General features: G+C 54.9%; 10 protein-coding genes and 1 pseudogene. 7 read left to right on the forward strand and 4 right to left on the reverse strand.

All coding sequences use genetic code 11. The annotated features are described in order from the left end of the window. Positions 1-71: 71 nt before the first annotated feature. The 4 genes from ACQ86N_RS47300 to ACQ86N_RS47315 form a co-directional block, all read right to left on the reverse strand. Positions 72-1097 carry a tetratricopeptide repeat protein gene (locus tag ACQ86N_RS47300; protein ID WP_431213152.1) on the reverse strand — a complete coding sequence of 342 codons (1026 nt, stop codon included), beginning with the start codon at positions 1095-1097 and terminating at the stop codon, positions 72-74. Positions 1098-1110: 13 nt separating this feature from the next. After that, a complete protein-coding gene (locus ACQ86N_RS47305) occupies positions 1111-2337 on the reverse strand; it encodes a DUF1015 domain-containing protein (protein ID WP_431213153.1) in 1227 nt (408 codons plus the stop codon). Beyond that, positions 2277-3410 (reverse strand): 3-phosphoserine/phosphohydroxythreonine transaminase, encoded by a 1134-nt coding sequence (gene serC, locus ACQ86N_RS47310; protein WP_431213154.1) that lies wholly within the window; start codon positions 3408-3410, stop codon positions 2277-2279. Before serC ends, ACQ86N_RS47305 begins: the two co-directional genes overlap by 61 nt. Before the next feature lie 76 nt (positions 3411-3486). Then, complete coding sequence (locus ACQ86N_RS47315; RefSeq protein ID WP_431213155.1) at positions 3487-4125, reverse strand: DUF502 domain-containing protein; 639 nt, start codon at positions 4123-4125, stop codon at positions 3487-3489. Positions 4126-4327: 202 nt separating this feature from the next. Here ACQ86N_RS47315 and ACQ86N_RS47320 point away from each other — a divergent pair, with 202 nt between their 5' ends. From ACQ86N_RS47320 to ACQ86N_RS47350, 7 genes and pseudogenes are all read left to right on the forward strand, one after another. Then, positions 4328-4963 carry a TetR/AcrR family transcriptional regulator gene (locus ACQ86N_RS47320; RefSeq protein WP_431213156.1) on the forward strand — a complete coding sequence of 212 codons (636 nt, stop codon included), beginning with the start codon at positions 4328-4330 and terminating at the stop codon, positions 4961-4963. Then, on the forward strand, positions 4947-6380 hold the full coding sequence (locus tag ACQ86N_RS47325) for a TolC family protein (protein WP_431213157.1): 1434 nt from the start codon (positions 4947-4949) through the stop codon (positions 6378-6380). The genes ACQ86N_RS47320 and ACQ86N_RS47325 overlap by 17 nt, the downstream gene beginning before the upstream one ends. Positions 6381-6408: 28 nt before the next feature. Then, positions 6409-7563 (forward strand): efflux RND transporter periplasmic adaptor subunit, encoded by a 1155-nt coding sequence (locus tag ACQ86N_RS47330; protein ID WP_431213158.1) that lies wholly within the window; start codon positions 6409-6411, stop codon positions 7561-7563. 143 nt (positions 7564-7706) lie between these two features. After that, positions 7707-8537: pseudogene (locus ACQ86N_RS47335) on the forward strand (efflux RND transporter permease subunit); the annotation flags it as partial. Positions 8538-8568: 31 nt separating this feature from the next. Then, a complete protein-coding gene (locus tag ACQ86N_RS47340; protein WP_431213159.1) occupies positions 8569-9432 on the forward strand; it encodes an efflux RND transporter permease subunit in 864 nt (287 codons plus the stop codon). Next, complete coding sequence (locus ACQ86N_RS47345) at positions 9419-11200, forward strand: efflux RND transporter permease subunit (protein WP_431217887.1); 1782 nt, start codon at positions 9419-9421, stop codon at positions 11198-11200. Before ACQ86N_RS47340 ends, ACQ86N_RS47345 begins: the two co-directional genes overlap by 14 nt. Before the next feature lie 190 nt (positions 11201-11390). Further along, positions 11391-12194, forward strand: coding sequence for a TIGR00266 family protein (locus tag ACQ86N_RS47350; RefSeq protein ID WP_431213160.1), 804 nt, complete (start codon positions 11391-11393; stop codon positions 12192-12194). Positions 12195-12214 lie beyond the last annotated feature (20 nt).

Here is a 12214-nt window from a genome sequence, read left to right on the forward strand (position 1 = left end):
GGGATGGGTGATCCGCATCCGTCATCAAATTAGCAAAATTATCAGGAATGACCAATCCCCGTCGGGGACCCCTATTTCGGCTCCGTCTGGTAGTACTGTCCCTCGGGCAGTTTAAACACCCTTCCTTTCTGGAAATTGATGAAACGGTTGTACTCATCACTGTGCGCATTGCTCCATGCCTGGAAAGCCGGCAGATTCCCCGCGGCTCCAAAGATCCACTGATTGTAGGCGTCATACATCCCCTCCTTCAGCAACTGCCGCTGGTAGTCGAAAAGTCGCAGCGGGTAATTGCTGGGGTAGGTATTGAACCAGTTGATAATGAACTTAGTCCGCAGGACGGTCAGACTCTCCGCGTTGATTCCGTCCTTCACTGTAAACGACAGCTTGCTCATCACGTTGAGCCAGGCCGAAACAAAGGCGTTCTTCACGTCCTGCCCTTTGTTCATATCCCCTTCGGCAAACAGCTTCTTGTAGGACTCGGTCAGCACATCCTTCATCTCCGCGGTCCGCTTGCTGTAGCTTTCCAGATTGACGAAGGTCTCGCCATAGATAATGGCCCATACCTTGTCGAGGGTGAGATAATAATAGTTCGCCGCAAAATAGTAGTTGGAGGAATAGCCCGGGTCGACATGGATGCCGGTCTCCCATTGTTTGATAGCGCTATAGTCCTGACGCGCCCACAGCATCTCGCCGTATTCGCTGTAGAGGACGCCGCTGCGCGGCCAGCGTTTGATACCCGCCTTGTATAATTTCTCGCACTCTTTTGTGTTTTCCACCGCCTTGTAGAGCATGGCCAGTATCTGGTAGGACTGCACGTCGGCATCCGGCCGCTCGACCAGCTGCTTTGCGATGGTCAGTCCCTTCGGGTATTCACGCCCCAGATAATAGTTGAAGGAAAGATCTTTTTGTAGCTCGAGGCTCTGCGGGTCCTTCTGCAGCGCGCCGTTGAGCACGACGATCGCATTGTTGTAGTCGCCCTGACGCGTATACGCCCTGGCCGTCTCCTGCGGCGTCTTTGCGGCAACGGTTGCCGTCTGTGCAAAAGCAGAAAGGCTTGCGAAGATCAGTACAAAGGATAATCCGTATATCCTGCTCATGGGGTTTGATTTTTTATATCAGATGAGTAAGCAATCCATCCCTCAGCTTGGGCTCGAACCACGTACTCTTCGGCGGCATGATCTCGCCGCTGTCCGCGATGTCGAACAATTGCTGTATGCTGACGGGATAGAGGCTGAAGGCCGCCTTCATCTCGCCGCTGTCGACGCGCTTCTCCAGCTCGCCGAGACCGCGGATCCCACCGACGAAGTCGATGCGCTTGTCCGTCCTCGGGTCTTTGATGGCCAGCAGCTTGTCGAGAATATTCTTTTGCAGGATGCTGACGTCCAGCACCCCGATGGGATCGGTGGAATAGGTGCCGTCCTTGGCGACGAGCTTGTACCAGCCGCCGCCCAGGTACATTCCGAACTCGTGCAACTGTTCCGGCGAAAAGGCCCTGTCGACCTTGCCTACAAAGAAGTCCTTTGAAAGGTTCGTTATGAACTCTTCCACACTGGCGCCGTTGAGGTCATGGACAAGCCGGTTGTAGTCGAGGATATGCAGCTGATCCGAAGGGAACAGCGTCGTCAGGAAATAGTTGGAGGACTCGGATGCTTCCGACCCCAGCGCCTTCCGCACCTTCGCCGCAGAGGCCGCACGGTGATGCCCATCCGCGATATAGGTGAAGGGAACTTCGGTTGCAAACAACCCTGTTATAGCGTCGATCGTGCCCTGGTCGTTCACGACCCAGACGGTATGCTGAACTCCGTCCTCTGCCTTGAAATCATAGAGCGGCGCGGACTCCCGTTTGCAGCCTTCGATGAGGTCGTCGATAGCCGTTACGCTCCGGTAGGCCAGGAAGACATTCCCCGTCTGGGCGTGGATCGTCTTCATATGATCGATGCGGTCCTTCTCCTTGTCGGGCCGTGTCAACTCGTGCTTTTTAATGATACCCTTCTCGTAGTCGCTCACACTGCTGCCGCAGACCAGCCCCGTCTGACTCCTGCCCTCCATCACCAGCTGATAGATATAATAGCAGGGCTTGTCCTCCTGTATCAGGATACCCTTTTCGATAAAACTCTGCAGGTTCTCCTTCGCCTTGTCGTATACTTCCTGCGAGTGGGTGTCGACATTCAATGGCATATCGATCTCCGACTTGGTGATATGCAGGAATGAATAGGGATTGTCGGCTGCTTCCTCCCGGGCTTCGTGACTGTTGAGCACGTCATAGGGTTTTGAAGCTACCTGGCCGGCAAACTGAGGAGCAGGCCGCAATGCCTGGAAAGGAACAATCGTAGACATATTCGATTAAGCTTTTTAAGTGCAAATTCTTTCATAAGTGAGGTCAGCAGCTCGACGCTCTCCAGCGGCAGCGCATTGTAAAGAGAGGCGCGGAAGCCACCGACGCTGCGGTGTCCTTTTATTCCGACCATGCCGTTGTCCTTGCAGATGGCAAGAAACTCCTTCTCGAGATCGGGATCGTCCATTACCCAGACCACGTTCATCTTGCTGCGGTCTTCCTTTGCCACCGTCGGATGAAATACGGGCAGGCTGTCGAGGGTGTCATAGAGCAGTTGGGCTTTCCGGTCGTTGATCTTTTCGATGACACTCACTCCGCCCTGCTGCTTTAGCCAGCGAAGGGTCAGCATCGCAACGTATATCGCAAACACCGGAGGCGTATTCAGCAGCGAACCGTTGGCGATATGTTCGCGGTAGTCCATCATCGTCGGCAGGGGACGCCCCGCCTTACCCAGTATATCCTTCTTTACGACTACGAGGTTGACGCCGGCAGCGCCCATATTCTTCTGAGCGCCGGCATAGATAAGGGCGAACCTATTGAAGTCCATTTCATAACTGAGGATATCGCTGCTCATGTCCGCAACCAGCGGCACACTGGTCTCGGGTATCGAATGCATCTGCGTGCCCTCGATGGTATTATTGGTCGTATAGTGGAAATAGGTTGCATTGGAGGGAATATTGTATCCCTTCGGAATATAGGTATAGTTCCTGTCCTTCGAACTGGCCACTACTTCGACATTGCCGTAAAGTTTGGCTTCCTTGATGGCCTTCTTTCCCCAGGTGCCGCAGTCGAGATAGGCTGCGGTAGAACCCTCTGCGAGAAGATTCATCGGGATCTGAAAGAACTGTGTGGAAGCGCCGCCGTGTAAGAAAAGGACTTCGTGGTCGCTGTCGAGCTTCATCAGCTCGCGCGTGGTCTGAATAGCCTCATCGATCACCGCCTGGAACAGTGAGGTGCGATGCCCGATCTCCAGTATGGACAGCCCGGTGCCGTTGAAGTCCAGCACGGCGCGGCTGGCCTCTTCAAAAACTTCCTTTGGCAAAACACTGGGACCGGAATTGAAATTGTGAACCATATACTTACAAAATTTTAGACAGCGAACCCCACTGGTCCGCCATAGAAGTCCAAAGATAGGCACATGGGAGCAAATATCACGCCTGCCTGAGCGGTTCTTCCACATCCGCGACCCCGCCGGAGATCGCGAACTTCATCGCGTCTGCGCTGCTGATATCCGTCAAAACCCGCACCCGGTCACGTTTTACAAAGTATAGATGTCCCGCAAAGGCGTAGGACTGCGGGAGATAAACCGCAACATATTCTTTGAGCTCGAATTCGTGCAGCTCTTCCTGCGTGATAAACCCCACCTGCCATACATCCGGCGCATTCACGCTGACCAGCACCGCCTTGTCGAACTTTCTCTTGCTGCCTGCAAACGCCTCGAAAAAGTCCTTGACGGTGGAATAAATAAATTTTATTCCCGGTGTACGCTCGAGCAGACTCTCTGCAAAATCAACCACACGGCTCACAATAAAGGACGGAGATATATAACCCACCAGCAACGCGATGCCGATAAATACGACGAAGCCCAGACCCGGTATCCGTCGCGGCGACCCGTACTGGTCGACCCCGATCCAGTTCGGCGCCAGGTTGTGCACCAGGTTCGGCAGGATGCCATCCACCCACTGGAAGGTCGAAACGACAAAGAAAATGGTGATCGATATCGGTGCCAGAATCAGCAGACCCTGCAGGAACAGCTTGAAGAGGTTGCGGGGTATTTGGCGAGAAGACATGTGAAGCAGTTTTGCGTCAAAATTACTCTATTATTAGTGGGTTTCCCGCGCGACCCGCCGACCGGGGTCCATCCGCCGCCTACCGACAAAATCCGCCGTTCACCGACAACAAATAACGAAATAAACCATGGAAACTTTGACAACGCAGAAAGTTTCCGTAGTTTAGCGGCCGAAATGGGGGATACCCCCGCGGAGACCCAATATGGAAGTAAAAGAGAGAATACTGACAAAGGCGGCCGATCTGTTCATGCGTTACGGCATCCGCTCCATCACGATGGACGAGATCGCCTCCCAGCTGGGAATTTCCAAAAAGACTATCTATCAGTTCTTTACGGATAAAGACGACATGGTTTCAGCCGTCATCGAGCGGGAGATAAAGGAGAATGAGGTCGAATGTCTCCGGTATAAGGATCAGGCAGCCGACGCCGTCCAGGAGATCTTTATCGCCGTGGAAGACCTCGACGAGATGCTGAAGTATATGAATCCCCTCATGCTCTACGATCTGGAGAAACACCACCCCAGGGCCTTTCAAAAGCTAAGGGAGTACAAATACCAGTTCCTCTATCAGGCCATCCTCGACAATATCGTCAGAGGACGTCAGGAAGGTATATACCGAACTGACTTTCAGCCTGATGTAGTAGCCAAGAACCGTATCGAATCGGCCTTTCTCGTATTCAACCCGGATCTTTTTCCGCATACCAGATATAAAATTTCCGAAGTGAATTTCGAGCTGGCCATGCTCTTCCTCCACGGAGTAGCCACGGATAAGGGCAACCAGCTGATAGAGAAATACACTATTGAACGTAACAAAAAAATAGCTCATGAAAACAACGCTTAAAAGACGACCCTTATCCTCCGGCCGTCTCCGTAGCCTTGCAACCCTCGTGCTCGTCCTGCTGGCTGCTGGCCTGAAGGCACAGCAAACGGGCCAGCCAGGCCAGACACCGGGTCAGACCGCCCAATCGCCGGGCCAGGCCGCCCGGTCGGCCGCTCCCGTCACATACGATCTCTCCCTTTCGCAGGCCATCGACTTCGCGAAAAAGAACAGCGTGATAGTCAAGAACGCACTACTGGACTACCAGATACAGGAACAGTCCAACCGCGCCACCACCTCACAGGCGCTGCCGCAGGTGACCGGCAATCTCGGATGGACCGACTATATCCAGATCCCGACCACACTGATACCCGGCGAGTTCGTCAACCAGCCCGGGAAATTCATCCCGCTGAAATTTGGTACGCAGTATAATGCGACCGGCGGCGTGACCCTCAAACAGGTGCTGTTCGACGGTCAGGTATTCGTCGGCCTCCAGGCCCGCCAGGCTTCGCTCGACTTTTACAAACAGAAACAGGAGGTGACCGAACAGATGGTCAGGTCTAATATCTATAAGATCTATTACCAGTTGCTGATCGCAAAGTCCCAGATCGACCAGATCGACGCCAACATCACCAGTCAGAACGCGTTGCTCCATAACTCGACGGAGATGTTTAAAAATGGTTTCGCAGAACAGCTGGATGTAGACAAGGCCACGGTTCAGCTGACCAACCTGCAGTCCGAAAAGACCCAGCTGGAATTCAATATCGCAAGCGGATATCTCGGACTAAAAGTCCTGATGGGTATGCCGGTCAAAGACTCCGTCCACCTTACCGATACACTGACCTATGAAATGGTACGCGACGCGGCCATGAGCGATAATTACAAGTATACGGACCGCCACGACTACCAGCTGCTGCAGATCAACGAAAAACTCAACGAGTACGACGTCAAACGATACAAGAAAGAGTATATCCCAACGGCCAACTTCGTTGCCAACTACTCCCAGAACCAGTATACCAACGACTTCAACCTCGGGCAAAAGAACAGCTGGTTCCCCACCACGTATATTGGACTCAGCGTCAACATCCCGATCTTCGACGGCTTCTACAAGGCGGCAAACGTCCGGCAGGCAAAGCTCAGGCTGGCACAGACACACAACAATATGGACTCGCTCCGCAACCGGATAGACAACGACGTGAAAGAAGCACAGCTCCGGTTTGCCTCGTCGCTGACCACCCTGGACTTCCAGAAGAAGAACATGGACCTTTCGCAGAAGGTATACGACCAGACCCGCAAGAAATACGAACAGGGTTTGGGTTCGAACCTGGAGGTGACCACCGCCCTGTCCGACCAAAAAACGGCTCAGGCCAACTATTATAACGCCCTCTACAGCGCTGTCGTAGCCAAGGTAGACTACCTCAACGCGATCGGGAAACTATAAATACACAAACTACTTCAACATACCGTTTATGAACAAGATACTGACCGCTGTCACCATAAGCACCACCCTCCTCCTCGCCGCATGCGGCAGCACCACGGACAAGGGGGACAATACGCCCGCCGCAAAAAAGGCGCGTCTCTCCGCCCTGAAGGACCAGCAGGAGAAGCTGACCGGGCAAATTGCCGACCTCGAAAAAGACCTCGGCGCCTCTGATACCGCAGCAGGATCAAAAGAAAAGGCCAAGCTCGTAGCACTAACCGCACTGGCTCCCACCTCCTTCACGCACTATATCGACCTGCAGGGCGACGTAGAAGCGGAGAATATGGCGTATATATCTCCCCGTGGCCAGGGCGGCGTTGTGAGAGAACTCTATGTCAAACAGGGCGACCACGTCAATAAAGGCCAGCTGCTGCTGAAACTCGACGACGCCGTCCAGCGCCAGCAGGTCGCAGGCGCACAGACACAGGTTGCGTATGCCAAAGACCTCTACCAGCGCCGCAAGAACCTCTGGGACGAGAAGATCGGCACCGAGGTCGACCTCATCAACGCGAAGAACCAGGTCGATCAGGCCGAGACTCAGCTGAAGACAGCTCAGGAACAACTCGACTTCACCAATGTCTACGCCGATATCAGCGGCACACTGAACACCGTCACGGTCAGAGTCGGCGAATCCTTTGCCCCCGGAAGCCAGGCCATACAGATCATCAACTCGGACAACCTGAAGGCCGTCGTACAGGTGCCGGAGATCTATCAGGAACGCATCAGGGTCGGCACTCCCGTAAAGATCGCCTTCCCCGGCCTCGGCAACAGGGAGATCACCGGCACTGTGCGCGTGGCGGGCAAAGTTATCAACGCCGGCAACCGCGCCTTTCAGGTGGAGATCCACATACCCAACGATAAGGACATCCGCGCCAATCAGGTCGCAATCGTCAAGCTCCAGGACTACACCGCCAAAAACGTTCTCTCCATACCGGTGAACACGCTGCAAACGGACGAGAAAGGCAAATACGTAATGGTAGCGTCGAAGGACGGAGAAAAGACCGTAGCCCACAAAAAGACCATCACCATCGGCCAGACCTATTCCGACCAGGTCGAAGTTACCAGTGGACTGGCAGCCGGCGACCAACTCGTTACCGATGGCTACCAGGGTCTCTATGAAGGCCAGCTCATCACCACTCAATAGACCCGTGATACCGGCAAGCACAGCGGTTTTCATCAATCATTGAAACAACAATTATGAGCTCATTAGAAAATATTACAGGAAAGTTCAAAGACTTTATCGTCACCACCTGGGCTATTAAAAGCAAGACGTTTATCTATCTGCTGATGCTCGTCGTCAGCGGGATCGGCGTCACCCAGTTCATTACCCTTCCGAAAGAGCAGTTTCCGGATATCGTGATCCCGACCATCTATGTCTCCACTATTTATACGGGTACCAGCCCGAAAGACATGGAGAACCTGGTCACCCGGCCCATCGAAAAACAGATAAAAGGCATCACCGGCGCCAAGATCAATAAATTTACCAGCACTTCCCAGCAGGACTATTCCGCTATCGTAGTGGAGTTCGAGACTGACGTACAGACCGACGTCGCCCTACAGAAAGTAAAGGACGCCATCGACAAGGCAAAACAGGACCTGCCGACCGACCTCACCCAGGAGCCTACGGCCCTCGAGGTCAATCTCTCCGACCAGCCGATCATGTACGTCAATATCAGCGGCGACTACGACCAGCAGAAGCTGAAGAAGTTTGCAGACGATATGAAGGACCGGCTGGAAGACCTGCCCGAACTGAACCGCGTGGACATCGTCGGCGCCCCCGAACGGGAATTCCAGATCAACGTCGACAACTACAAGCTGCGCGCGGCGAACCTGACCTTCGACGATATCAGCAACGCCGTAAAAGGCGAGAACCTCGATATCTCCGGCGGTCTGCTCGACGTGGGGAATATGAAACGGAACCTGCAGCTGAAAGGCCAGTTCCATACCGCAGACGATATCGCGAAGATCATCGTCCGCAGCCCCAACGGCGGCGGCGCGGTCTACCTGAAAGATATCGCCGTCATCAAGGACACGATCAAGGACCGGGAGAGCTACGCGCGCCTCGGCGGCAAGAACGTCGTTACGCTGAACATCATCAAGCGCTCGGGTGAGAACCTGATCAACACCTCCGACGACGTGAAAGGCGCCGTTGCGGAAATGCGTACCAGTCTCCCGCGGGGACCTCAAGATCGACGTCACCGGCGACCAGAGCACGAAGACCCGGACCTCGTTCGACGACCTCGTCAACTCGATCGTCATCGGCTTCGTCCTCGTACTGATCATTCTCATGTTCTTTATGGGGGTCGTCAATGCCTTTTTCGTCGCGCTTTCCGTTCCGCTAAGTATGTTCGTAGCGTTTATGTTCCTGCCGGCCGCGGACCTCGTCATCGGCTCACACGTAACGCTGAACTTCATCGTACTCTTTGCACTTTTGTTCGGCCTCGGCATCATCGTGGACGACGCGATCGTGGTCATCGAGAATACACACCGCATCTTTACGCAGAGCAAGGGCAAACTCGACGCACCGACTTCGGCAAGAATGGCCGCCGGCGAGGTCTTTGTGCCCGTGCTGGCCGGTACCATCACCACGCTTGCACCTTTCTTCCCGCTGCTGTTCTGGCCGGGGATCATCGGTAAGTTCATGGTCTATCTTCCGGCGATGCTGATCTTTACGCTGGCGGCTTCTCTGGTCGTGGCCTTTATCATGAACCCGGTGTTTGCCGTCGACTTCATGAACCATCCCGAAGACGGCAGCGTCAAAAGAAAATCGGACATGTTCAGAAAACCGGCATTCTGGGTCGCGGTTTTGGTCGGCATCCTCCTGGACCTGGCGCACGTCACCTTCGCGGGCAACCTGCTGCTGTTCCTCGTCATCCTGAACATCCTGAATACCTACCTATTTGACGGCCTTATCCATGCCTTCCAGAACAGGGTACTCCCCGGATCATGGGGCACTACGAGAGCCTGCTCCGCTGGGCGCTCAAAGGCTGGAGGCCGGCGTGGCTGCTGCTGAGCACCTTCGGGCTGCTGATCTTTTCCTTTATGTTTTTGGCGCACGTAAAGTGGACGTGGTCTTCTTTCCGAAAGGAGATCCCAACCAGATCTTCGTCTATCTGAAACTGCCCGTTGGCACTGCGGTCGACTATACGGACAGCGTCACAAAAACGCTGGAATCGAAAGTTTACCGGGTACTGGGAATGGAGAATGGCGAAAAGGCGAATCCCATCGTGGAAAGCGTCATCGCCAACGTGGCTATCGGCGCCAATGACCCGCAGAGCGGCGACCAGAGCACACATCCCGAGCTGGGCCGCATACAGGTATCCTTTGTGGAATACGCCAAACGCAACGGCGTCCACACCGCGATCTACCTCGACTCGATCCGGCACGTAATGAAAGGCATACCCGGCGCGGAGATCTCGGTCGACCAGGAACAGAACGGTCCGCCCACCGACCCTCCCGTCAATATAGAGATAGCGAGCGACGATTTTGACGACCTGATCAAGACGGCCGTGTCGCTGAAGAACTACCTCGATTCCATCCAGACTCCCGGCGTGGAAGAGCTGAAGATGGACGTCGACCTGACCAACCCGGAGATAACGCTGACGGTCGACCGCCAGCGGGCGATGATCGAGGGGGTGAATTCGGCACAGATCGGCCAGCAGCTGCGTACCGCCCTGTTCGGGTACGAAGCTTCCAAGATCAAGGAAGGAAAGGACGAGTATAAGATCCAGATCCGCAATCTGGCCGTCCAGCGCAAGAACCTGAGCGACCTGCTGAACATGAACATTACCTTCCGCGATATGGCGGGAGGGGGAGCGATAAAGAACGTCCCCATCAGCTCGCTGGTCCACGTGGACTATACCAGCACCCTCGGAAGTGTCAAGCGCAAGAACCAGAAACGCGTGATCACGCTCAAGTCGAACGTACTTAGCGGCTATACCCCGACGGCAGTCAACCAGCAGCTGGCGGTAAGCCTGGCCAACTTCAAGAAGAAGCCGGACGACGTGACCTTCAGGCAGACGGGTGAAGGCGAGCAGCAGGCCGAGACCGGCGCCTTCCTTTTCAAGGCGCTGATCATTGCTCTGGCAGCCATTCTCGCCGTGCTGGTGCTGCAATTCAATTCCATCAGCAAATCGGTGATCATCCTGAACGAGATCCTCTTCAGCGTGATCGGGGTTATACTTGGTTTCGCCATAACGAAAATGGAGGTGTCGGTGATCATGACCGGTCTGGGCATCGTAGGCCTGGCGGGTATCGTCGTCAAGAACGGCATCCTCGTGATCGAATTTACCGACGAGCTGCGCGAACGCGGGATGAAGACACGCGAGGCAGCGATCGAAGCCGGTAAGACCCGTATCATTCCCGTGCTGCTGACGGCCCTGGCCGCGATACTCGCGCTGGTCCCGCTGGCCATCGGCTTCAACATCAATTTCATAACGCTGTTCGCCGACCTGAATCCGCATATTTACTTCGGCGGCGACAACGCGGTGTTCTGGAAACCGCTGTCCTGGACGATCATATTCGGTCTGGCGTTCGCGTTCTTCATGACGCTGTTCATGGTACCGAGCATGTATCTGCTCGCGGAGAGGCTTAAACGCCCGATGCGTCGCCACTGGGGCGGTAAATGGGTGTCATTCCTGGGCATACCGCCGTTCACCATCCTGTTCCTGCTGCTGATGTTCATCACGATGATCCGTCACAGATACGAAGTGGCGCGCCGCAGACGGAGGCTACAGGGACACCGCGGTGCCGACGAGACCTGGGTTCGCAGCTGGTTCTAACACGGCGGACCGCGAAGGCGGCCCTCTCATCTACTTATAAGAAAGGCAAATATCACTGGAAGGACATTACTGAAAGACCGGAAAAAACCAACGCCGCCCCTGAGTAACATCGGGGGCGGTTTACTTTCCACTCATAAAAAACCCGTCCCCGGATCAAAACATAAATTCTAACTTGTATAAAAAGTAAACCATGCGCAACAACCACGAAATAGACTATAAGATATTTGGGGAAGAGCTGCAGTTCGTCGAGATCGAGCTCGACCCGGGTGAGACCGTCATCGGCGAGCCAGGCGGGTTTATGATGATGGACGACGGCATCGAGATGCAAACCCTTTTCGGCGACGGCTCCGCGGCCTCGCAGCAGGGCGGCTTGCTGGGCAAGCTGATGAATGCGGGCCGCCGCGTGCTGGTAGGGGAGAACCTCTTCATGACCGCCTTCACCAATATCGGTCAGGGCAAGAGAAGGGTCAGCTTCGCCGCGCCCTATACCGGCAAGATCATTCCGCTCGACCTTCAGCAGCTGGGCGGCAGCATCATCGCACAGAAGGACGCCTTCCTCTGCGCCGCGAAAGGCGTGAGCATCGGGATTGCCCTCCAGCGCCGCCTGGGAACGGGCATCTTCGGCGGTGAAGGGTTTATCATGGAAAAGCTCGAAGGCGATGGCCTCGCCTTTGTTCATGCCGGCGGATATATCATCGAAAAAACGCTCCAGCCCGGCGAGATCCTCAAGGTGGATACTGGCTGCGTGGTAGCCTTCCAGCCTTCTGTTGATTTTGATATTGAATTTATCCGCGGTATCCGCAACTGGATGTTCGGCGGAGAAGGCCTCTTCTTCGCGCTGATGCGTGGCCCCGGCAAGGTATGGCTTCAGTCCCTTCCGATCAGCCGCCTCGCCAGCCGCATCGTGCAGTATGGCAGCGGCTGGGGCAAACGCCGCGAAGAGGGTAGTATCCTCGGCGGACTCGGCAACCTGCTGGACGGAGACGGGTTCTAAGCCTTATCACGCCTACCCCC

It is taken from the genome of Puia sp. P3 (assembly GCF_050632245.1).
GTDB lineage: Bacteria > Bacteroidota > Bacteroidia > Chitinophagales > Chitinophagaceae > Puia.